The following is a 21,496-nucleotide window of genomic DNA, read 5'->3' on the forward strand; positions in this document are numbered from 1 at the left end:
CCCACGCGTGATGAGCAATGATCGCAGGGTGACTGAAATCGAAGCTGAGACGCGACCCGACGAGAACTTGTGGCATTCGGGCGACTCGGCAGTGACAGCACCACCGGCTGCGACCCAGGCCGCGCTGACCGATCTGCCGGAGGACCGTTACCTCAACCGGGAACTGAGCTGGCTGGACTTCAACGCCCGCGTGCTGGCGCTGGCCGACGACAACTCGTTGCCGCTGCTGGAACGCGCCAAGTTCCTGGCGATCTTCGCCTCCAACCTCGACGAGTTCTATATGGTGCGCGTCGCCGGCCTCAAACGCCGCGACGAGATGGGATTGTCGGTCCGCTCGGCCGACGGCCTGACGCCGCGTAAGCAGCTCGCCCTCATCGGGGAACAGACTCAGCGCATCGCGACACGGCACGCGCGGGTGTTCCTCGATTCGGTGCGGCCGGCGCTCGCCGAGGAAGGCATCCACATCGTCACGTGGGCCGATCTCGATCAGGCCGAGCGCGACGAATTGTCGACCTATTTCACCGAACAGGTCTTCCCGGTCCTGACCCCGCTGGCCGTCGACCCCGCGCACCCGTTCCCGTTCGTCAGCGGCCTGAGCCTGAACCTGGCGGTGATGGTGCGCCAGCCCGAGGACGGCGGCCAGCATTTCGCGCGAGTCAAGGTGCCCAACAACGTCGATCGCTTCGTCGAACTCCCCACCATCGACAACCCCGACGGCTCCGGGCGGGGCATCGTCCGCTACCTGCCCACCGAGGAACTGATCGCCGCCTTCCTTCCTCTTCTGTTCCCGGGCATGGACATCGTGGAACATCACGCTTTCCGCATCACCCGCAACGCCGACATGGAGGTCGAAGAAGACCGCGACGAGGATCTGCTGCAAGCGCTGGAACGGGAATTGGCGCGCCGGCGGTTCGGCCCGCCGGTGCGGCTCGAGATCGCCGACGACATGACCGAGGGCATGCTGGAACTGCTGTTGCGCGAACTCGACGTGCATCCCGGTGACGTCATCGAAGTTCCAGGGCTGCTCGATCTTTCGTCGCTGTGGCAGATCTACGGACTGGACCGGCCGGCGCTCAAGGACCCGGCGTTCGTCCCGGATACCCACCCCGCCTTCGCCGATCGCGAATCCCCCAAGAGCATCTTCGCGACGCTGCGCGAGGGCGACGTCCTGGTGCACCACCCGTACGACTCCTTCTCCACCAGCGTGCAGCGCTTCATTCAGCAGGCCGCCGCGGACCCCAATGTCCTGGCGATCAAACAAACGCTGTACCGCACCTCCGGTGATTCGCCGATCGTGCGGGCGCTCATCGAAGCCGCCGAGGCCGGAAAGCAGGCCGTGGCGCTCGTGGAGATCAAGGCGCGCTTCGACGAACAGGCCAACATCCGTTGGGCGCGCGCACTCGAGCAGGCGGGCGTGCACGTGGTCTACGGCCTCGTCGGGCTCAAGACGCACTGCAAGACGTGCCTGGTGGTGCGCCGCGAAGGGTCGGCGATCCGGCGGTACTGCCACATCGGAACCGGCAACTACAACAGCAAGACCGCCCGCCTGTATGAGGATGTCGGCCTGTTGACGGCGAGCCCGGACATCGGTGCGGACCTCACCGATTTGTTCAATTCGCTTACCGGCTATTCGCGTAAGGTCTCCTACCGCAATCTGCTGGTGGCCCCGCACGGAATTCGCACCGGCATCATCGACCGGGTGGAACGCGAGATCGCCGCACACCGCGAACGAGGTAACGGACGAATACGTCTCAAGATGAACGCGCTGGTGGACGAGCAGGTGATCGACGCGCTCTACCGGGCGTCGCAGGCGGGAGTGCGCGTCGAGGTCGTGGTGCGCGGCATCTGCGCGTTGCGCCCGGGCGCCGAGGGCTACTCCGAAAACATCGTCGTGCGCTCCATTCTCGGCCGCTTCCTCGAGCATTCGCGGATCATCCATTTCGGCAACATCAACGAATTCTGGATCGGCAGCGCCGACATGATGCACCGCAACCTCGATCGGCGCGTGGAGGTGCTGGTCCAGGTGAAGGATCCCAAGCTCACCGGTCAGCTGGACGAATTGTTCGAATCCGCACTGGATCCGTCCACCCGGTGCTGGGAACTGGGACCCGAGGGGCAGTGGACCCCGTCGCCGCAAGAAGGCCATACCGTGCGCGACCACCAAGTATCGTTGATGGAGCGCCATCGCAGTCCCTAGCTCTGTGCGGTGACTTCGGAGTTGTTCTTCCGGTCCGCATCTCCTTGAGCGTGCGGCTCCGACCGAATTGATCTGCAGGAGTTGAGGTGCCGACCAATAATTCGTCCGCCGCTCGGCGCTCCGGAAGCCGAGTGGTCTATGCCGCCGGCGCGGTGCTGTGGCGACCAGGCGATGCCGACGCGGCCGACCACGACATCGAGGTCGCCGTCATTCACCGGCCGCGGTATGACGACTGGTCACTGCCCAAGGGCAAGGTGGACCCGGGCGAGACGGCCCCGGTGGCCGCCGTGCGCGAGGTGCTGGAGGAGACGGGTCAGCGCGCGGTCCTCGGCCGGCGGCTCGACCTGGTCAGCTATCCGATCGAGGCGGGCGTCAAAAAAGTCTTCTACTGGGCGGCGCGCGCCACCGGCGGCGAATTCGTGCCGAACCACGAGGTGGACGACTTGGTGTGGCTCCCGATCACGGAGGCGATGAAGAAGCTCGGCTACGCCCAAGACCGAAAAGTGTTGCGCCACTTCACTAAAAAGCCCGCCGACACCCACACCCTGTTGGTGGTCCGGCACGGCACGGCGGGGCGCAAATCGCGCTTCTCCGGCGATGACGCCAAGCGGCCGCTGGACAAACGCGGACGCGCGCAGGCCGAGGCGCTGGTTCCGCAGCTGCTCGCCTTTGGTGCGTCGCACGTGTACGCGGCCGACCGCGTCCGCTGCCACCAGACGGTGGAACCGCTTGCCGCGGAATTGGGCGTGCCCGTGCACAACGAGCCGGCCCTCACCGAGGAGGCCTACGCCCATCATGCGAAACGCGGCCGCCACCGAATGCTGGATATCGCCGAGCAGCACGGGACGGCGGTTGTCTGCACGCAGGGCAAGGTGATTCCGGACCTGATCGCGTGGTGGTGTGAGCGCGACGGCGTGCGGCCCGACAAATCGCGCAACCACAAGGGCAGCACCTGGGTGCTCTCGCTGTCAGACGGCCGGCTGGTGGCCGCCGACCACATCGGTGGCGCGCTGGCCGCCAACGTCCGGGCCTAGCGACCGCCGCTAAGCGCACGAATACCCTTCGGGGGCACCGCTGCCGCCCGAAGGGTACTCGTGTCTAGAACTTGACTGCGCTTACTTGCGACCGCGACGTGCGGTCGTCTTCTTGGCCGGGGCCTTGCGGGCCGGAGCCTTGCTCGCCGCCTTCTTGGCCGGAGCCTTGGTCGCGGCCTTCTTGGCCGGGGCCTTCTTGGCCGCAGCCTTCTTGGCCGGAGCCTTCTTGGCCGCAGCCTTGCGCACCGGGGCCTTGGTCGCGGCCTTCTTGGCCGGAGCCTTGGTCGCGGCCTTGCGGGCCGGAGCCTTCTTGGCCGCAGCCTTCTTGGCCGGAGCCTTCTTGGCCGCAGCCTTCTTGGCCGGAGCCTTCTTGGCGGCGGTCTTCTTGGCCGCACCACTTCCGGCTACCACACCGCGCTTGACGGCCGGGCCGTCCGACGGGAGGCGCTGTGCGCCAGACACAACCGCTTTGAACTGAGCACCGGGGCGGAACGCCGGAACGGACGTCGGCTTGACCTTCACCGTCTCACCGGTCCGCGGGTTGCGGGCCACCCGCGCTGCGCGGCGCCGCTGTTCGAAAACGCCGAACCCGGTGATGGTGACGCTGTCGCCCTTGTGTACCGCACGCACAATGGTGTCGACAACGTTCTCGACCGCAGCGGTCGCCTGTCGACGGTCCGTGTTCAATTTAGTTGTGAGCACATCAATGAGCTCTGCCTTGTTCATCAATCCCTCCGACACTAGTGGTCCTCGATTTGAACCGACTAGTGGACACGGTAAACCCTCACCCAGCAAATTTCCAAGAGCCACGCGCAATTTCACGGCAAGGCGTACGGCGTTTTCGCAATCTGGTTGGCGCCCTTGACCGGTGGAGGGACTTAAAAATCGGCTCGGATTAGTTAGCCGATCAAGCAGAAAATCGGCCGCGGCCGACCGCTCACGAGGTGGGCGTTGTGCGCGGCTTCCAGTCCGGATACGCCATCTCGAACGACTCGATTTTGTCGAGTTTCCGCAGCGTAAGGGCTATATCGTCAAGCCCTTCGAGCAATCGCCACGCGGTGTGGTCGTCAATCTTGAACGGCAGCACCGTCGTTCCCGCGGTGATATTTCGATCTTGAAGATTGACAGTGATTTCCAAGCCGGGGCTCTGCTCGATGAGCTTCCAGAGCAGCTCCACGCCGTCCTGAGAAACTTCGGCCGCCACCAGCCCGGCCTTGCCGGCGTTGCCCCGGAAAATGTCACCGAATCGAGACGAGATGACCACCCGGAACCCGTAGTCCATCAGCGCCCACACCGCATGCTCGCGCGAGGATCCCGTCCCGAAATCGGGTCCCGCCACGAGCACTGACCCCCGGTCAAAGGGGCTGAGGTTTAGTACGAATGACGGATCCGTTCGCCAACTGGCGAACAGGCCGTCCTCGAAACCGGTTCGGGTGACGCGCTTCAAATACACCGCCGGAATGATCTGATCGGTGTCGGCATTGGAGCGCCGCAGCGGCACACCGATACCGGTGTGGGTGTGAAATGCTTCCATGCTCAATCCCTTCGCAGTCGAATCCGTCAGCTCAAATCGGCGGGAGCAGACAATGTGCCGCGAACCGCCGTCGCGGCGGCAACGGCCGGAGACACCAAATGCGTGCGGCCGCCTTTACCCTGGCGCCCTTCGAAGTTGCGGTTGGACGTCGCCGCACACCGCTCCCCCGGTGCAAGCTGGTCGGGATTCATCCCCAGGCACATCGAGCAGCCCGCCTGGCGCCATTCCGCGCCGGCGGCGGTGAAAACCTCGCCCAGCCCTTCGGCTTCGGCCTGCGCACGCACCCGCATCGAGCCCGGCACGACGAGCATCCGCACCCCGGGCGCGACCTTGCGACCGCGCAGCACGTCGGCGACGAGGCGCAAGTCCTCGATACGACCGTTGGTACAAGAGCCCACGAACACCGTGTCGACGGCGATGTCACGCATCGGCGTGCCGGGTCGAAGGTCCATATATGCCAAGGCTTTCTCGGCCGCCTGGCGCTGTCCGTCATCGGTCATCAGCTCCGGGTCCGGAACGGCGTCGGCCAGCGGCACGCCCTGGCCGGGGTTCGTCCCCCACGTCACGAACGGGCTCAGCGACGCGGCATCGAGGTAGACCTCGGTGTCGAATTCCGCTCCGGGGTCGGTGTGCAGCTGCTGCCAATAGCGCATCGCCGCATCCCATTGCGCCCCTTGCGGCGCGTGCGGGCGGTCCCGCAGAAAATCGAATGTGGTGTCGTCCGGAGCCACCATCCCCGCCCGGGCACCGGCTTCGATGCTCATATTGCAGACGGTCATCCGCCCTTCCATCGACAGCGATTCGATGGCGCTGCCGCGGTATTCGATGACATGGCCCTGCCCACCGCCGGTGCCGATCTTGGCGATCAGCGCCAAAATGATGTCCTTGGCCGTCACGCCGGCGGGCAGTTGCCCATCGACATTGACCGCCATCGTCTTGAACGGCCGCAGCGGCAACGTCTGGGTGGCGAGCACATGTTCGACTTCCGAGGTGCCAATTCCCATGGCCAGTGCGCCGAAAGCGCCGTGGGTCGAGGTGTGACTGTCCCCACAAACGATCGTCATCCCGGGCTGGGTGAGGCCCAGCTGTGGCCCGACCACGTGCACGATGCCCTGCTCGACGTTGCCCATTGGGTATAGCCGCACACCGAATTCGGCACAATTTCGCCGCAGTGTCTCGACCTGGGTGCGCGACACCGGGTCGGCGATCGGCTTGTCGATATCGACGGTCGGCACGTTGTGATCCTCGGTCGCCAGCGTCAGATCGGGACGGCGCACCGGCCGGCCGGCAAGGCGCAGGCCATCGAAGGCCTGCGGGCTGGTGACTTCGTGCACCAGGTGCAGGTCGATGTAGATCAGGTCGGGCTCGCTGGCGCCACCGGACACCACAACGTGGTCATCCCAGACCTTTTCGGCCAGAGTGCGCGGTGTGGTGGCGGCCGCCGCCGTCGCTTGGTCGGTTCCCATCTCGAACTCGCCTCGATTCGCCTCACGTAGCGGCTCGCCGAGCATCCGGGCTGTGATCTCAGAATGCGAGACGCTAATATCTCCTTATGAGACAGCATAGCGGTATCGGCGTCCTGGACAAAGCCGTGGGTCTCTTGCACGCGGTCGCCCAATCACCCTGTGGATTAGCGGAACTGTGTGAGCGGACGGCGTTACCTCGTGCCACGGCGTACCGGCTGGCGGCCGCCCTCGAAGTCCATCGCCTGCTCGCCCGCGACGACGAAGGACGCTGGCTGCTCGGCCCGGCCGTCACCGAACTCGCCGCCCATGTCAACGATCCGCTGCTGGCCGCCAGCAGCGCGGTGCTCCCACTGTTGCGTGAGACCACCGGCGAAAGCGTGCAGCTGTACCGCCGCGAGGGCACCGACCGGGTCTGCGTCGCCGCGCTGGAACCCGCTGCCGGCCTTCGCGATACGGTTCCGATCGGCGCGCGGCTGCCGATGACGGCCGGCTCAGGCGCCAAAGTGCTGCTGGCCCATAGCGACGCGGCCACTCAGAAAGCGGTGCTCGCGACGGCGAAATTCACCGAACGAACGCTGGCCGAAGTGCGGCGGCGCGGCTGGGCCCAGAGCGTGGCCGAGCGCGAGCCGGGGGTGGCGAGCGTGTCGGCGCCGGTGCGCGACAGCCGCGGTGCCGTCGTCGCGGCGATCTCGGTATCGGGGCCCATCGACCGGATCGGCCGGCGCCCGGGGGCGCGCTGGGCCGCCGATCTGCTGTCCGCCGCCGACGCGCTCACCCGTCGTCTCTGAGCCACCGGCGCACACCGGATCACAGCCGGCCTGACAGACTGACCGGCATGGGAACCAATCAGCGCGCGAGCATCGTCATGTCCGAAGACGAGGTCGCCGAGTTCGTCGTCAAAAGCCGCACCGGCACGCTGGCCACCATCGGCGCCGACGGCCAGCCTCACCTGACCGCCATGTGGTACGCCGTCGTCGACGGCGAGATCTGGCTGGAGACCAAGGCCAAGTCGCAGAAGGCCGTCAACCTCAAGCGCGACCCGCGGGTGAGCTTCCTGATCGAGGACGGTCACACCTACGACACGCTGCGCGGGGTGTCCTTCGAGGGCGTCGCCGAGATCGTCGACGATCCCGACGTCTCACACCGCGTGGGGGTCAGCGTCTGGGAGCGCTACACGGGTCCCTACACCGACGACATGAAGCCGTTCGTCGAGCAGATGATGAACAAGCGGGTTTGCGTTCGCATCGTGGCCCGGCGGGCTCGCTCATGGGATCACCGCAAACTCGGCCTGGCGGCCATGCCGGTGGGTGGATCGACAGCACCGGCGGTCCTGGGGACCGACCAGTAGCCGCGATATTTGTAGCCCCGATGGGATTCGAACCCACGCTACCGCCGTGAGAGGGCGGCGTCCTAGGCCGCTAGACGACGGGGCCAGAAACGATCCGAGCAGTCAGCATAGCTCACCCCGCTAGGCCCACCTAATCGCTTGAGGCGGAGCGAGTTTTGCTGGGGTACCAGGACTCGAACCTAGAATGGCTGAACCAGAATCAGCTGTGTTGCCAATTACACCATACCCCATTGGCCGCCTAAAACCGCTGGTCAGCGTCGATTGCGGACTTTCATAACCTCTGTGGAGTCCGCCTCCGCCAGCCGTCGTCGGCTTTCGTAAACCGCAGTGCAGACTACCAAAGTCTGGCCGCGCCCTGCGCCGCGTGGTCCCGCTCGCTCAGGCGGGGTCCCGCCCGGCCGTCTCGCGCGCCGCCCGCAGCCGCGCCACGCTGCGGTCGCGGCCGAGCAGCTCCAGCGACTCGAACAACGGCGGACTGATCGTCGTGCCGGTGGCCCCCACCCGGATCGGGCCAAACGCCTTGCGCGGTTTGAGCCCCAGCTCGTCGATGAGGGCAGTCTTGAGCGCGGCCTCGAGCTGGGGCGCCGTCCAGTCCGTCACGCCGTCCAGCGCGGGCAGCGCCGCGTCCAGGACCGCGGCACCGTCGGGTCCCAGCTCTTTGGCGGCCGCCTTGGGGTCGATGGCGTACTCGTCGTCGTTCAGGAACTTCAGCAGGGACCAGGCGTCACCGAGCACCACGATCCGGGTCTGCACCAACTCGGCGGCGGTGGCGAAGCCGGCGTCGTCCAATTCGAGGCGATGACCGTGCGCGTCGAAATAGTCGCGCAGCCTGGCGGTGAAATCGTCGACGGTCAGCAGCCGGATGTGCTCGGCGTTGAGCGCGTCGGCCTTCTTCTGGTCGAAGCGGGCGGGATTGGAGTTGACGTTGACCACATCGAACGCGGCGACCATCTCGTCGAGGCTGAACACGTCGTGGTCGTCGGCGATGGCCCAGCCGAGGAGCGCGAGATAGTTGAGCAGACCCTCGGGGATGAAGCCCCGGTCGCGGTGGGCGAACAGGTTGGATTGCGGATCGCGCTTGGACAGTTTTTTGGTGCCCTCCCCCAATACCGTTGGAAGGTGGGCGAACTGCGGAGTGCGCTCTGCCACGCCGATCCGTATCAGCGCCTGATACAGCGCCAGCTGGCGCGGGGTCGAGGGCAGCAGGTCCTCGCCGCGCAGCACGTGCGTGATTTTCATCAGCGCGTCGTCACACGGGTTGACCAACGTATACAACGGATCTCCGTTGGCGCGGGTCAACGCGAAATCGGGGACGGACCCGGCCGCGAAGCTGGTGGTCCCGCGCACCAGGTCGTCCCAGGCGAGATCTTCGTCGGGCATCCGCAGCCGCACCACCGGCTTTCGGCCCTCCGCCAAAAACGCGGCGCGCTGGGAATCGGTCAGCTGGCGGTCGAAATTGTCGTAGCCCAGCTTGGGATTACGGCCCGCGGCGACATGGCGCGCCTCGACTTCCTCTGGCGTCGAAAAGGCGTAATAGGCCTCACCCGCTTCGAGCAGCTTGGCCACCACGTCGTGATAGATCTCACTGCGCAGCGATTGGCGGTAGGGGCCGTAGGGACCACCGACCTCGGGTCCCTCGTCCCAATCAAGGCCGAGCCAGCGCAGTGCGTCGAGCAGCGCCAGATAGCTTTCCTCGCTGTCGCGCTGCGCATCGGTGTCCTCGATGCGAAAGACGAAGGTACCCCCGGTGTGTCGGGCGTAGGCCCAGTTGAACAGCGCCGTGCGGACCATGCCGACGTGCGGGGTGCCGGTGGGCGAGGGACAGAATCGAACCCGGACCAGGTCTGGTTGTGCGGGTGCAGTCACGATTTTCCTTTGCGGACCACGGGATTGGTGAGGGTGCCGATGCCCTCGATGGTGATCGAGACGGTGTCGCCGTCCTCGACGGGGCCGACACCGGCCGGCGTCCCGGTGAGGATGATGTCGCCGGGCAGCAGGGTCATCACGGCCGAGATCCACTCGACGATGGCGCCGATGTCGTGGATGAGTAGCGAGGTCCGGCTGTTCTGCTTGACCTCGCCGTTGACCTCGGTGCGCAATTCCAGATCGCCCGGGTCGAGCGGTGTGAGATCGGTGACGATCCACGGGCCGACCGGGCAGAAGGTGTCATGCCCCTTGGCCCGGGTCCACTGGCCATCGGATTTTTGTTGATCGCGCGCCGACACATCGTTACCGATGGTGTAGCCGAGGATGTTCTCTGCGGCCTGGGCGGCCGAGACGTCCTTGCAGGGCCGGCCGATCACCACCGCCAGCTCGCCCTCGAAGTGCACCGGTGAAGCGTTGGCGGGCAACCGAATCGGCACGTTGGGCCCGATGATCGCGGTGTTGGGTTTGAGGAAGATCACCGGATCCACCGGGGCCGGCCCGGTCATCTCCTTCATCTCGGCGATGTGATCGGCGTAGTTCTTCCCGATGCACACCACCTTGCTGGCCAGTATCGGGGCGAGCAGCCGGACGTCGGCCAGCGGCCATGATCGGCCGGTGAAGTTCGGGGTGCCGAATGGATGTTCGGCGATCTCCCGCGCGATCATCTCGGCTGGGTCGTTGAGATCGCCTTCGATACTGACGAAGGCGACACCGTCCGGGCTGGCGATTCGACCAAGGCGCATTCGGTTGAGCCTAGTCTGGCGACGATTCGGGCCGGGACGGCCCGAGGAGGAGCCAGACCATCCGAGCCCGTGACGGTCGCGAGCGCGGCGTAGCCGGGCGTGGCGGGCCGTCACCATCCGAGCTTGCTTCTGGCGACGATTCGGGCCGGGACGGCCCGAGGAGGAGCCAGACGATCCGGCCTAGTGACGGTCGCGAGCGCGGCGTGGCGGGCCCCAAATGGCGAGCAACGGCACCAGTCCTACCCCTAAAATTCGCGCCGGTATGCAAGCATGGGGAATGCAGACCGAGCCCGCCGCGACGCCCGAAATCGGCACGGCCGCGCGCTGGGCGATCATGATCGTTTCGCTGCTGGCGACCGCGAGTTCGTTCCTCTTCATCAACGGCGTCGCGTTCCTCATCCCGTCGCTGCAGGGCGCGCGCGGGATCCGGCTCGACGAAGCCGGCCTGCTGGCCTCGATGCCCAGCTGGGGCATGGTGTGCACGCTGGTGCTCTGGGGGTATGTGCTGGACCGGGTCGGCGAGCGGGCGGTGATGGCCACCGGCTCGGCGCTGACCGCCATCGCGGCCTACGCCGCCGCGTCGGCGCATTCGATGGTGCTGATCGCCGTCTATCTATTTCTCGGTGGGATGGCCGCGGCCAGTTGCAACACGGCCGGCGGGCGGCTGGTGTCCGCGTGGTTCCCGCCCCATCAGCGCGGGCTGGCCATGGGCATCCGCCAGACCGCCCAGCCCCTGGGAATCGCCTTGGGCGCGATGATAATTCCCGAGCTCGCCGAACACGGGCCACAGGCCGGGCTTCGGTTCACCGCGCTGGCGTGCACGCTCGGGGCGGTCGTGAGCGTGGTCGGCATCGTCGACCCCCCGCGCAAGCCCCGTGCCAGCGCGAGCCATCAGGAACTGGCCAGCCCATACCGAGGGTCGTTGACGCTGTGGCGAATTCACGCGGTAGCGGGCCTGATGATGATGCCGCAGACGGTCACCGTGACGTTCATGCTGGTGTGGCTGATCAAGAACCTGCACTGGTCGGTCGCGGCCGCCGGCGGATTGGTCACCCTGTCGCAGCTGCTCGGCGCGCTCGGCCGGGTGGCCGTAGGCCGCTGGTCGGATCGGCTGGGTTCACGCATGCGGCCGGTGCGCTACATCGCCGCCGCCGCGGTGCTGACCCTGCTGCTGCTGGCGTGGGCCGATTACATGAACACCCGGTGGCAGGCGGTGCTGATGGTCGCCATCTCGGTGATCGCGGTGCTCGACAACGGCCTGGAAGCCACCGCCATCACCGAATTCGCCGGCCCGTACTGGAGCGGCCGGGCCCTGGGCATCCAGAACACCACCCAGCGGATGATGGCGGCCGCCGGTCCCCCGCTGTTCGGTGCCTTGATCTCGGCCGCGAAATATCCGCCGGCATGGATGCTGTGCGCGTTGTTCCCCTTGGCGGCAATGCCGTTGGTGCCGACCCGGTTGCTGCCGCCCGGCTTGGAAACTAGAGCCCGGCGGCAATCCGTTCGCCGACTTCGGTGGTGGCGCGCCGTTCGTTCCCACGCGTTGCCAGATACTGCTCGACGGCCCGGTCCACCCGCTTAGCGGCGGCGTCCTCGCCCAGATGGGCCAGCAGCAGCGCCACCGACATGATGGCGGCGGTCGGATCGGCGATGCCCTGGCCGGCGATGTCGGGCGCGCTGCCGTGGACGGGCTCGAACATCGACGGATTGGTGCGGGTGCCGTCGATATTTCCACTGGCCGCCAGGCCGATTCCGCCGCACACCGCCGCCGACAGATCGGTGATGATGTCGCCGAACAGGTTGTCGGTGACGATCACGTCGAACCGGCCGGGGTCGGTGACCATGAAGATGGTCGCGGCGTCGATGTGTTGGTAGGCCACCTCGACGTCGGGATAGTCCCGGCCGACCTCGGCCACGACGCGCGACCACAGCCTGCCGGCGAAGGTCAGGACGTTGGTTTTGTGCACCAGCGTCAAGTGCTTTCGGCGGCGCTGCGCCCGCTCGAACGCGTCGGTCACCACGCGGCGCACACCGAACGCCGTGTTCTGGCTTACCTCGGTGGCGACCTCGTTGGGCGTTCCGACGCGGATGGCGCCGCCGGTGCCGGTGTAGGGCCCTTCGGTTCCCTCGCGCACCACCACGAAGTCGATCTCGGGGTTGCCGGCCAGCGGGCTGTTCACGCCCGGGTACAGCCGGCCCGGCCGCAGGTTGATGTGGTGGTCCAGCTCGAAACGCAAGCGCAGCAACAAGCCTCGCTCCAGGACGCCGCTGGGCACCGAGGGGTCACCGATGGCCCCGAGCAGAATGGCATCGTGCGCGCGCAGTTCGTCGACGACGGAGTCCGGCAGTAGCTCGCCGGTGGCGTGGTATCGCCGCGCACCCAGGTCGTAGCTGGTCTTGTCCACCCCGGGCAGCACCGCGTCGAGCACCTTGACGGCCTCGGCCACCACCTCTGGGCCGATGCCGTCACCTTCGATGATGGCGAGCTTCACGAAAGATCAACCACCTCAAGCTTGTTGGCGCCCACGGCGGCGCCGATTTCGGCCCGCACGTCGCCCGGCACGTCGCGGTCCAGCCGCAGCAGGATCGTCGCGCTCGGGCCCTCGGCGTCCTCGGACAGTTGCGCGGCCTGGATGTTCACCCCGGCCGAACCGAGCAGGGTGCCGATCTTGCCCAGCGCACCGGGCTGGTCGACATAGTTGATCACCAGGTTGATACCGCGGGCACGCAGATCGAAGTTGCGGCCGTTGATCTGCACGATCTTCTCCACCAGCTGCGGCCCGGACAGGGTGCCCGCGACGTTGACCGCGGTGCCGTCGGGCGCCACCGCGCGCACGTCGACCACGCTGCGGTGGTTCGGGCTCTCCGAAGCGGTGCCGATTTCGGCGGTGATGCCGCGCTCTTCGGCCAGTGCCGGCGCGTTGACGAAGGTGACCGGGCCCTCGACGACGGCGGAGAACAACCCCCGCAGGGCCGAAAGCTTAAGCACCTCAACATCTTCGGAGGCAAGCTCGCCGCGCACCTGCACCGACAGCGAGACCGGCGGGCCGTCGGACAGCGTGGCGGCCAGCACCCCGAGCTTGCGCACCAAGTCCAGCCAGGGCGCGACCTCCTCGTTGACCACCCCGCCGCCGACGTTGACCGCGTCGGGAACGAATTCCCCGGCCAGAGCGAGCTTCACACTCGCCGCCACGTCGGTGCCGGCCCGGTCCTGCGCCTCTTCGGTCGATGCCCCCAGGTGCGGGGTGACCACCACCTGCGGCAGCTCGAACAGCGGGCTGTCGGTGCAGGGTTCCTTGGAGAAGACGTCGAGACCTGCCGCGCGCACGTGGCCGCTGCGCACCGCGTCCGCGAGCGCCGCCTCGTCGACCAAACCACCGCGGGCCGCGTTGACGATGATGACGCCCGGCTTGGTCTTGGCCAGCGCATCCTTGTCGATCAGACCCGCGGTCTCGGGCGTCTTCGGCAGGTGCACCGAGATGAAGTCGGCGCGGCCCAGCAGCTCGTCCAGGGTCAGCAGTTCGATGCCCAACTGCGCGGCCCGCGCCGGCGACACGTAAGGGTCGTAGGCGATCAGGTGAGTGCCGAAGGCGCTGAGCCGCTGGGCAACCAGCTGCCCGATCCGGCCCAGCCCCACCACGCCGACCGTCTTGCCGAAGATCTCGGTGCCCGAGAACGACGACCGCTTCCAGGCGTGCTCGCGCAGCGAGGCGTCGGCGGCAGGCACCTGGCGGGCCGCGGAAAGCAACAGCGCCAGCGCGTGCTCGGCGGCGCTGTGGATGTTCGACGTCGGCGCGTTGACCACCAGCACACCGCGCTCGGTGGCGGCGTCCACGTCGACGTTGTCCAGCCCGACCCCGGCGCGGGCGACGATCTTCAGCTTGGGCGCCGCCGCCAGCACCTCGGCGTCGACCGTGGTGGCCGAACGCACCAGCAGCGCATCGGCCTCCGGCACGGCCGCCAGCAGCTTCTCCCGGTCGGGGCCGTCTACCCAGCGCACCTCGACCTGGTCGCCGAGGGCGGCGACGGTGGATTCGGCGAGCTTGTCGGCAATGAGTACAACAGGCAGATTCACCCGGCCAGCCTATCGGCTGTAATTGACGCGTGGACGTCACCATCGTCGGCAGCGGACCCAACGGGCTGGCCGCTGCCGTAATCTGCGCCCGGGCCGGCCTGAAAGTGCAGGTCGTCGAAGCTCAGCCGACGTTTGGCGGGGGCGCGCGCACCGCGCCCGACCCAGATTGTGCGGGAGTCTTGCACGACATCTGCTCCGCGGTGCACCCGCTGGCGCTGGCGTCGCCGTTCTTCGCCGAATTCGACTTGCCCGCCCGCGGCGTGCGGCTGGCGGTGCCGGAGATCTCCTACGCCAACCCGCTGCCCGGACGTCCGGCGGCCATCGCCTACCGCGACCTGGACCGCACGTGCGCCGAACTCGAGCACGGTGCGTCGTTCAGACGCCTGCTGGGTCCGCTCGTCGAGCGTTCCGACGACGTGGTGGCCCTGCTGCTGGGCGACAAGCGGTCGATCCCGAACTCGCTGCCCTCGGCGGTGCGGCTGGGGCTGCGGATGCTGGCCCAGGGCACCCCGGCGTGGGGGACGCTGGCCGGCGAGGACGCCCGCGCGTTGTTCACCGGCGTTGCCGCCCATATCATTTCGCGGATGCCGTCGCTGACCGCGGCGGGTGCCGGGATGATGCTGGCCACCCTCGCGCATTCGGTCGGCTGGCCGATCCCGGTGGGCGGCAGCCAGGCCATCACCGACGCGCTGATCGCCGACCTGCGCGCGCACGGTGGCGAGCTCACGGCGGGCACGGAGGTCACCGAACCGCCGGGTGGCGTCGTCGCCTTCGACACCGCACCGACCGCGCTGCTGCGCATCTACGGTGACGCCCTGCCCGCCCGCTACGCGAAAGCGTTGCACCGCTACACGTTTGGTCCCGGCGTCGCGAAGGTGGACTTCGTGCTGGGCGACGAGATCCCGTGGCAGGACGAGCGGCTGCGACAGGCCCCGACGCTGCACCTCGGCGGCAGCCGAACCCAGATGGCCCGCGCCGAGGCCGACATCGCCGCCGGCCGTCACGCGCAGTGGCCCATGGTGCTGGCGGCGTCACCGCACGTCGCGGACCCCGGCCGCATCGACGCCGCCGGCCGGCGCCCGTTTTGGACCTATGCCCACGTGCCGTCGGGGTCCACCGTCGACGCGACCGAGGCGGTGACCGCGGTGGTCGAGCGCTTCGCCCTCGGTTTCCGCGACGTGGTGGTGGCGGCGCGTGCGGTGCCGGCCGCGCGGTTGTGTGACCACAACGCAAACTACGTCGGCGGTGACATCGGGATCGGCGGCAACTCCGCCTGGCGGGCGATCGCCGGGCCCACGCCGCGGTTAAACCCTTGGCGCACACCGATTCCCAAGGTTTACCTGTGTTCTGCGGCCACCCCGCCGGGCGGCGGTGTGCACGGCATGGCCGGCTACTACGCGGCGCGCACGCTGTTGAAACGCGAATTCGGCATCGTCGAGCTGCCTACGCTGGCGCCATGACGAAACTCGCGGTCATCTACTACTCGGCCACCGGCCATAACACCACGATGGCGCGGCGCGTCGCCGCCGCCGCCGAGGAGGCGGGGGCCGACGTGCGCCTGCGGCACGTCGCCGAAACACAGGATCCCGAAACCTTCGCCCACAACCCGGCCTGGACGGCCAACTACGAGGCCACCAAGGACCTTCCGGCGGCCACCGGCGACGACATCGTCTGGGCCGACGCGGTGATCTTCGGTTCACCGACCCGCTTCGGCTCCCCGGCAGCGCAACTGCGGGCGTTCCTCGACTCGCTGGGCGGGCTGTGGGCGCAGGGCAAGCTCGCCGACAAGGTGTACGCGGCGTTCACGTCGTCCAACACCGTGCACGGCGGTCAGGAAACCACCCTGCTCTCGCTGTACATCACGCTGATGCATTTCGGCGGCATCATCGTGCCGCCGGGATACACCGACCCGTGCAAGTTCGTCGACGGCAACCCCTATGGGGTCAGCCTGGTCTCCACCCACGACAACATCAGCGAATTCGACGAACCCACCGAGAAGGCCCTCGAGCATCTGGCCCGCCGCGTGGTCGAGACGGCCGACCGGCTGGGTTCTGCGCCGCGACACTGAAACTACGCACACGACACGCCGCGGCGGGTGTGCGTAGTTTCAGTCTCGACGAATCAGGGAGTTAGGCCGTTTCGGTGATCGGCCGGTCGACCCAGCTCATCAGGTCGCGCAGCTTCTTGCCGGTGACCTCGATGGGGTGCTCGGCGTTCTCCTTGCGCAGCTGCTCGAGTTGCTTGTTGCCGCCCTCGACGTTGGCCACCAGCTTTTTGGTGAACTCACCACTTTGGATGTCGCGCAGGATCTCTCGCATCCGCTCCTTGGTGCCGGCGTCGATGACCCGCGGGCCGGACAGGTAGCCGCCGAATTCCGCGGTGTCGGACACCGAGTAGTTCATCCGGGCGATGCCGCCCTCGTACATCAGGTCGACGATCAGCTTGAGCTCGTGCAGCACCTCGAAGTAGGCCATCTCCGGCGGGTAGCCCGCCTCGACCATCACGTCGAAACCGGTCTTCACCAATTCCTCTGTGCCACCGCACAACACGGCCTGCTCACCGAACAGGTCGGTCTCGGTCTCGTCCTTGAAGGTGGTCTTGATGACACCGGCGCGGGTGCCGCCGATGGCCTTGGCGTAGGACAGGGCCAGCGCCTCGCCCTCGCCGTTGGGGTCCTGGTCGACGGCGATCAGCGCGGGCACACCCTTGCCGTCGACGAACTGGCGACGCACCAGGTGCCCCGGGCCCTTGGGTGCCACCATGGCGACGGTGACGTTGGCCGGCGGCTTGATCAGGTCGAAGTGGATGTTGAGCCCGTGGCCGAAGAACAACGCATCGCCATCGGAGAGGTTGGGTTCGATGTCGTTCTTGAAGATGTCGGCCTGCGCGGTGTCGGGCGCCAGCAGCATGATGACGTCGGCCCACTTGGCGACCTCGGCGGGGGTGTCGACGTCCAGGCCCTGCTCTTGCACCTTGGCCCGCGACTTCGACCCCTCCTTGAGGCCCACCTTCACCTGCACGCCGGAGTCGCGCAGGCTCAGCGAGTGCGCGTGCCCCTGGCTGCCGTATCCGATGACCCCGACCTTGCGACCCTGGATGATCGTCAGGTCCGCATCGTCGTCGTAGAACATCGGCAATGTCTCCCCAGACGGGTTAGCCACTTCACTATCTCCTTCTCGTTTGCACTGAAAACTTATTTGGCCGTGCCGATTCCGCGTGGACCGCGGGACAACGACACCACCCCGGACTGGACGATTTCGCGGATCCCGAAGGGTTCCAAGACCCGCAGCAGCGCCTCGATCTTGCCGCGGTCACCCGTGGCCTCGATCGTCAGCGCCTCCGGCGACACGTCGATCACCTTGGCGCGGAACAGGTTCACCGCTTCGATCACCTGACTGCGGATGCCCGCGTCGGCGCGCACCTTGATCAGCGAAAGTTCCCGCGACACCGAGTTGTCGTCGTCGAGCTCGACGATCTTGATGACGTTGATCAGCTTGTTGAGCTGCTTGGTGATCTGTTCGAGCGGGGTCTCCTCGGCGGAGACCACGATCGTCATGCGCGACATGTCCTTCTGCTCGGTGGCGCCGACGGCCAGCGATTCGATGTTGAAGCCGCGCCGGCTGAACAGCGCCGCCACCCGGGCGAGCACGCCGGGCTTGTCCTCGACCAACACCGACAGGGTGTGTGTGTGCATCAGGCGTGCCCTTCGCTCTCGTCGTCGAACAGCGGGCGGATGCCGCGGGCCGCCTGAATCTCGTCGTTGCTGGTGCCGGCGGCCACCATCGGCCACACCTGCGCGTCGGCGCCGACGATGAAGTCGATCACCACCGGGCGGTCGTTGATCGCACGCGCCGCGTTGATCACGTCCTCGACGTCTTCCTCACGCTCGCACCGCAATCCGACGCAGCCCAGCGCCTCGGCCAGCTTCACGAAGTCCGGGATGCGATGCGAGTGCGTGGCCAGATCGGTCTGCGAGTAGCGCTCCTCGTAGAACAGCGTCTGCCACTGGCGCACCATGCCCAGGTTGCCGTTGTTGATCAGCGCCACCTTAATCGGGACGCCCTCGATCGCGCAGGTGGCCAGCTCCTGGTTGGTCATCTGGAAGCAGCCGTCGCCGTCGATCGCCCACACCTCGGCCTCCGGGCGTGCCATCTTGGCGCCCATCGCCGCCGGGATGGCGAAGCCCATGGTGCCCAGCCCGCCCGAGTTCAGCCAGGTGCGCGGCTTCTCATACGAGATGAATTGGGCCGCCCACATCTGGTGCTGGCCCACGCCGGCGACGTACAGGGCGTCCGGACCGGCGATCTGGCCAAGCTTTTCGATGACGTATTCCGGGCCGAGGCTGCCGTCGCTCTGCGGCCCGTAACTCAGCGGATAGGTGGACTGAACCTCGTTGAGGTAGGCCCACCACTCGGTCATGTCGAGCTTGCCGGGGATCCCGTCCTGGCGCAGCAACTCGAGCAGCTCGATGATGACGGCCTTGACGTCGCCGACGATCGGCACGTCGGCGTGGCGGTTCTTGCCGATCTCGGCGGGGTCGATGTCGGCGTGAATGACCTTGGCCTCCGGGGCGAAGGTGTCCAGCTTCCCGGTCACCCGGTCATCGAAGCGGGTTCCCAGCGCGATCAGCAGGTCGCTGCGCTGCAGGGCCGCCACCGCGGCGACGGTGCCGTGCATGCCGGGCATGCCCATGTGCTGCGGGTGGCTGTCCGGGAAGGCGCCGCGCGCCATCAGCGTGGTCACCACGGGGATGCCGGTCAGCTCGGCCAGCTCGCGTAGCTGCTCGGTCGCTTCCCCGCGGATGACGCCGCCGCCCACGTAGAGCACGGGCTTGCGGGCGGCCGCGATCAGCTTGGCGGCCTCGCGGATCTGCCGGCTGTGCGGTTTGGTGTTCGGCTTGTATCCGGGCAGGTCCAGACGCGGCGGCCAGCTGAACGTGCACTGGCCCTGCAGCACGTCCTTGGGGATGTCGACCAGCACCGCGCCGGGGCGACCCGAGGATGCGATGTGGAACGCCTCGGCCATCACCTGCGGGATCTCGTTGCCCGAGCGGACCAGGAAGTTGTGCTTGGTGATCGGCATCGTGATGCCCGAGATGTCGGCCTCCTGGAAGGCGTCGGTGCCGATCAGCGAGCGTCCGACCTGGCCGGTGACGGCCACGACGGGAATCGAGTCCATCTGGGCGTCGGCCAGCGGGGTCACCAGGTTGGTGGCGCCCGGCCCGGAGGTCGCCATGCAGACACCGACCTTGCCGGTGGCGTGGGCGTAGCCGCTGGCGGCGTGGCCGGCGCCCTGCTCGTGGCGGACCAGCACGTGGCGCAGCTTCTTCGAGTCGAACAGCGGGTCATAGACCGGCAGGACCGCGCCGCCGGGAATGCCGAAGATAACCTCTACGCCGAGTTCCTCCAGCGAACGGATCACCGATTGGGCGCCGGTAACTTGTTCGGGCCCAATGCGTTTCGGCTTACCGGCCGCGGACTTCGCGGCGGGCTTGGCCGCGTCCGTGGCGATGTCGGCAGCGTCCGGTGTCGCGGGGGCGTGCTGCCTGATGGGAGCGCTCACTGTCGTTCAGTCCTTATTCATGTCCGGGAATCTCGCTGGGGCAACAAAAAACCCCCGACAGCTCATCTGCTGCACGAGGGTTGCGCGTTGGTGCTGGATTGCTTCAAATGCTCAAACGCAAGTCAGCCGCCAACGCGCCGACCAATTACTACGAGCATTCCGGGCTTTCCGGCGGTATCCATAGCGTCCGACGGTAGCCTTCGCACAGCTCAGCAGTCAAATCCGTGACCGGTCACCGGGCGGGCGGCCGCCGCGGGCCCGGGTGAACGCACGCGGAACCGGCCGCGGGCGTGGGGTGAAAGGATGGTGGGGTGGCTAGCGGTTCGTCTCCCCAAACCCCGTCCCAGGCGCCCGTCGTGATCAAGGTGTCGCCGATAGCGCACCTGGCCGTCGGGTTCTTGACCCTCGGGTTGCTGATCCCGGTGATGCTCTGGCCGCCGTCCCTGCCGCTGCTGATCCTGCCGATGCTGCTGTCGGCGTTGATCATCCGGCTACGCACCGTCGCCGACGACCGGGGCGTGACCGTTCGGACGCTGTTGGGCAGCCGACGGGTGCGCTGGGACGACATCGACGGGTTGCGTTTCCATCGCGGTTCGTGGGGTCGCGCGCGCCTCAAGAACGGTGAGGAACTGCGGTTGCCCGCGGTCACGTTCTCTACGCTGCCGCAGCTGACGGAGGCCAGCGCGGGACGGGTCCCCAACCCCTACCAGTGAAGTGGCTGGTCAGCCGATCGGATTCACGCCGTTGAGCGCCACCCACACCCCGACGCCCGCGGCGATGCCGGCCAGCAGCGCGACGAAGGAGCCGATGAAGGGCCGGTGGGCCCAGCCGCGGCGCGCGTCCAGTCCGTAGCGGCCGGGTCCGCACAGGATGACCGCGGCGGCGAGCACGATCAGGGTGATCTGGTATTCGTGGCCCTCGGGCAGGAAGTACGAGAAGTTGCGGGTGTGCGGGCGCACCGAGACGCTGGCCAGCAGGCCGTTGATCAGGAACGCCAGCGCGCCCGCCGCGGCTACCGGCGTGAACAAGCCCAGTATCAGCAGCACGCCCGCCACGGCCTCACCGCCGGCGCTCACGTAGGCCAGGATGTCGGCGTGCTGGTAGCCGACATCGGACAGTGAGTTCTTGAAGCCCGCCACGCCCGAGCCACCCCACCAGCCGAACAGCTTCTGCAGCCCGTGCGCGCCGAGCACCACGCCCAGCCCGACGCGCAGCAGCAGCAAACCGAGATGCTGCGTCCCGCGCCGGCCGACGTCCTGCAATCGGTCGTGGTGTTCGTCGTCGTCGAGGTCGGTGGTCTCGGGGGCCGCGTGCCGGGCCGCCGAGTGCGGCTGGACGTAGGGCAGGGGTTCCTGCTGTTCGAGCAGGTTGTAACCCCCGGCAGCGGAGCCGGCGACCGCGGCGGCGCCGCCGTACGGGATGACCGTGGTGGTGCCGGTGGACGGGTTGAAGTCGCCGGGGTAGCCGACGGGCGTCAGATCATCTTCGGGATCGACCAGCCGCGCCGAGGCGGGGCGTCCCGGGGTCGGCTCCGGGGATTCGCCGGGGCGCTGCCAATGTGCGTCATTCGGTTGACTGGTCACGGGTGTCAGGGTAAGGGCATTCCGGCCT

Annotated in this window: 19 protein-coding genes and 2 tRNA genes; 8 read left to right on the forward strand and 13 right to left on the reverse strand. The window is 67.5% G+C overall.

Annotation, left to right across the window (positions count from 1 at the left end):
• The first annotated feature begins 7 nt into the window (after window positions 1-7).
• On the forward strand, window positions 8-2,197 hold the full coding sequence (locus AC5Y5B_RS10880) for an RNA degradosome polyphosphate kinase (protein WP_112633900.1): 2,190 nt from the start codon (window positions 8-10) through the stop codon (window positions 2,195-2,197).
• Between the two features lie 86 nt (window positions 2,198-2,283).
• Window positions 2,284-3,231, forward strand: coding sequence for an 8-oxo-(d)GTP phosphatase MutT1 (gene mutT1 / locus AC5Y5B_RS10885; protein WP_112633901.1), 948 nt, complete (start codon window positions 2,284-2,286; stop codon window positions 3,229-3,231).
• Window positions 3,232-3,312: 81 nt separating this feature from the next.
• Here the strand turns inward: mutT1 and AC5Y5B_RS10890 are convergent, their stop codons facing one another.
• The 3 genes from AC5Y5B_RS10890 to leuC all read right to left on the reverse strand — a co-directional run bounded on the left by AC5Y5B_RS10890 (window position 3,313) and on the right by leuC (window position 6,231).
• A complete protein-coding gene (locus AC5Y5B_RS10890; RefSeq protein WP_112633902.1) occupies window positions 3,313-3,957 on the reverse strand; it encodes an HU family DNA-binding protein in 645 nt (214 codons plus the stop codon).
• 211 nt (window positions 3,958-4,168) lie between these two features.
• On the reverse strand, window positions 4,169-4,765 hold the full coding sequence (gene leuD / locus AC5Y5B_RS10895) for a 3-isopropylmalate dehydratase small subunit (RefSeq protein ID WP_500005335.1): 597 nt from the start codon (window positions 4,763-4,765) through the stop codon (window positions 4,169-4,171).
• Window positions 4,766-4,791: 26 nt separating this feature from the next.
• Complete coding sequence (gene leuC, locus AC5Y5B_RS10900) at window positions 4,792-6,231, reverse strand: 3-isopropylmalate dehydratase large subunit (RefSeq protein WP_500005336.1); 1,440 nt, start codon at window positions 6,229-6,231, stop codon at window positions 4,792-4,794.
• Between the two features lie 86 nt (window positions 6,232-6,317).
• Between leuC and AC5Y5B_RS10905 the strand changes: the two genes are divergently transcribed.
• Together AC5Y5B_RS10905 and AC5Y5B_RS10910 are read left to right on the forward strand one after the other, a co-directional pair.
• The gene (locus AC5Y5B_RS10905) at window positions 6,318-7,019 is read left to right on the forward strand and encodes an IclR family transcriptional regulator (RefSeq protein ID WP_112633904.1); all 702 of its coding nucleotides are present in this window, start codon (window positions 6,318-6,320) and stop codon (window positions 7,017-7,019) included.
• Window positions 7,020-7,066: 47 nt separating this feature from the next.
• The gene (locus AC5Y5B_RS10910) at window positions 7,067-7,579 is read left to right on the forward strand and encodes a pyridoxamine 5'-phosphate oxidase family protein (RefSeq protein WP_500005337.1); all 513 of its coding nucleotides are present in this window, start codon (window positions 7,067-7,069) and stop codon (window positions 7,577-7,579) included.
• A 12-nt stretch (window positions 7,580-7,591) separates the two neighbouring features.
• On the opposite strand, the gene AC5Y5B_RS10915 is transcribed toward AC5Y5B_RS10910, so the two are convergent.
• From AC5Y5B_RS10915 to AC5Y5B_RS10930, 4 genes are all read right to left on the reverse strand, one after another.
• Window positions 7,592-7,664 (reverse strand) — tRNA-Glu (locus AC5Y5B_RS10915).
• A gap of 73 nt (window positions 7,665-7,737) precedes the next feature.
• Window positions 7,738-7,809: transfer RNA gene (locus AC5Y5B_RS10920), tRNA-Gln, on the reverse strand.
• Between the two features lie 148 nt (window positions 7,810-7,957).
• Window positions 7,958-9,445 (reverse strand): glutamate--tRNA ligase, encoded by a 1,488-nt coding sequence (gltX, locus tag AC5Y5B_RS10925; protein ID WP_205869146.1) that lies wholly within the window; start codon window positions 9,443-9,445, stop codon window positions 7,958-7,960.
• A complete protein-coding gene (locus tag AC5Y5B_RS10930; protein ID WP_500005338.1) occupies window positions 9,442-10,248 on the reverse strand; it encodes a fumarylacetoacetate hydrolase family protein in 807 nt (268 codons plus the stop codon). Before AC5Y5B_RS10930 ends, gltX begins: the two co-directional genes overlap by 4 nt.
• Before the next feature lie 277 nt (window positions 10,249-10,525).
• On the opposite strand from AC5Y5B_RS10930, the gene AC5Y5B_RS10935 reads away from it, so the two are divergent.
• A complete protein-coding gene (locus AC5Y5B_RS10935) occupies window positions 10,526-11,830 on the forward strand; it encodes an MFS transporter (protein WP_500005339.1) in 1,305 nt (434 codons plus the stop codon).
• On the opposite strand, the gene AC5Y5B_RS10940 is transcribed toward AC5Y5B_RS10935, so the two are convergent.
• Entirely contained in the window at window positions 11,730-12,740 is a 1,011-nt protein-coding gene (locus tag AC5Y5B_RS10940) for a 3-isopropylmalate dehydrogenase (protein WP_500005340.1), read from the reverse strand. The two genes, AC5Y5B_RS10935 and AC5Y5B_RS10940, sit on opposite strands and share 101 nt — an antisense overlap.
• Entirely contained in the window at window positions 12,737-14,323 is a 1,587-nt protein-coding gene (gene serA, locus AC5Y5B_RS10945) for a phosphoglycerate dehydrogenase (RefSeq protein WP_500005341.1), read from the reverse strand. The genes AC5Y5B_RS10940 and serA overlap by 4 nt, the downstream gene beginning before the upstream one ends.
• 29 nt (window positions 14,324-14,352) lie before the next feature.
• On the opposite strand from serA, the gene AC5Y5B_RS10950 reads away from it, so the two are divergent.
• Window positions 14,353-15,783, forward strand: a complete 1,431-nt coding sequence (locus tag AC5Y5B_RS10950) for a phytoene desaturase family protein (RefSeq protein WP_500005342.1) — start codon at window positions 14,353-14,355, stop codon at window positions 15,781-15,783.
• Window positions 15,780-16,391, forward strand: coding sequence for an NAD(P)H:quinone oxidoreductase (gene wrbA / locus AC5Y5B_RS10955; RefSeq protein WP_112633911.1), 612 nt, complete (start codon window positions 15,780-15,782; stop codon window positions 16,389-16,391). The genes AC5Y5B_RS10950 and wrbA overlap by 4 nt, the downstream gene beginning before the upstream one ends.
• A gap of 61 nt (window positions 16,392-16,452) precedes the next feature.
• On the opposite strand, the gene ilvC is transcribed toward wrbA, so the two are convergent.
• The 3 genes from ilvC to AC5Y5B_RS10970 form a co-directional block, all read right to left on the reverse strand.
• Window positions 16,453-17,454: a ketol-acid reductoisomerase gene (ilvC, locus tag AC5Y5B_RS10960; RefSeq protein WP_112633912.1), complete on the reverse strand. Its 1,002-nt coding sequence runs from the start codon at window positions 17,452-17,454 to the stop codon at window positions 16,453-16,455.
• A 62-nt stretch (window positions 17,455-17,516) separates the two neighbouring features.
• The gene (ilvN, locus tag AC5Y5B_RS10965) at window positions 17,517-18,017 is read right to left on the reverse strand and encodes an acetolactate synthase small subunit (RefSeq protein ID WP_112633913.1); all 501 of its coding nucleotides are present in this window, start codon (window positions 18,015-18,017) and stop codon (window positions 17,517-17,519) included.
• Window positions 18,017-19,885: an acetolactate synthase large subunit gene (locus AC5Y5B_RS10970; RefSeq protein WP_112633914.1), complete on the reverse strand. Its 1,869-nt coding sequence runs from the start codon at window positions 19,883-19,885 to the stop codon at window positions 18,017-18,019. The genes ilvN and AC5Y5B_RS10970 overlap by 1 nt, the downstream gene beginning before the upstream one ends.
• Before the next feature lie 356 nt (window positions 19,886-20,241).
• Between AC5Y5B_RS10970 and AC5Y5B_RS10975 the strand changes: the two genes are divergently transcribed.
• Complete coding sequence (locus AC5Y5B_RS10975) at window positions 20,242-20,598, forward strand: PH domain-containing protein (RefSeq protein WP_112633915.1); 357 nt, start codon at window positions 20,242-20,244, stop codon at window positions 20,596-20,598.
• Window positions 20,599-20,607: 9 nt separating this feature from the next.
• Here AC5Y5B_RS10975 and AC5Y5B_RS10980 read toward each other — a convergent pair whose 3' ends face one another.
• Window positions 20,608-21,468, reverse strand: a complete 861-nt coding sequence (locus AC5Y5B_RS10980) for a DoxX family protein (RefSeq protein ID WP_112633916.1) — start codon at window positions 21,466-21,468, stop codon at window positions 20,608-20,610.
• Window positions 21,469-21,496: the final 28 nt, after the last annotated feature.

It is taken from the genome of Mycobacterium sp. NGS33 (genome assembly GCF_059812885.1).

Excerpts from the sequence above, each read along its gene's own strand:
- leuD (WP_500005335.1), bottom strand. The coding sequence starts at position 4,765 with ATGGAAGCATTTCACACCCACACCGGTATCGGTGTGCCGCTGCGGCGC.
- wrbA (WP_112633911.1), top strand. The coding sequence starts at position 15,780 with ATGACGAAACTCGCGGTCATCTACTACTCGGCCACCGGCCATAACACC.
- ilvN (WP_112633913.1), bottom strand. The coding sequence starts at position 18,017 with ATGCACACACACACCCTGTCGGTGTTGGTCGAGGACAAGCCCGGCGTG.
- leuC (WP_500005336.1), bottom strand. The coding sequence starts at position 6,231 with ATGGGAACCGACCAAGCGACGGCGGCGGCCGCCACCACACCGCGCACT.
- AC5Y5B_RS10890 (WP_112633902.1), bottom strand. The coding sequence starts at position 3,957 with ATGAACAAGGCAGAGCTCATTGATGTGCTCACAACTAAATTGAACACG.
- AC5Y5B_RS10935 (WP_500005339.1), top strand. The coding sequence starts at position 10,526 with ATGCAGACCGAGCCCGCCGCGACGCCCGAAATCGGCACGGCCGCGCGC.
- AC5Y5B_RS10905 (WP_112633904.1), top strand. The coding sequence starts at position 6,318 with ATGAGACAGCATAGCGGTATCGGCGTCCTGGACAAAGCCGTGGGTCTC.
- AC5Y5B_RS10930 (WP_500005338.1), bottom strand. The coding sequence starts at position 10,248 with ATGCGCCTTGGTCGAATCGCCAGCCCGGACGGTGTCGCCTTCGTCAGT.
- AC5Y5B_RS10910 (WP_500005337.1), top strand. The coding sequence starts at position 7,067 with ATGGGAACCAATCAGCGCGCGAGCATCGTCATGTCCGAAGACGAGGTC.
- ilvC (WP_112633912.1), bottom strand. The coding sequence starts at position 17,454 with ATGTTCTACGACGACGATGCGGACCTGACGATCATCCAGGGTCGCAAG.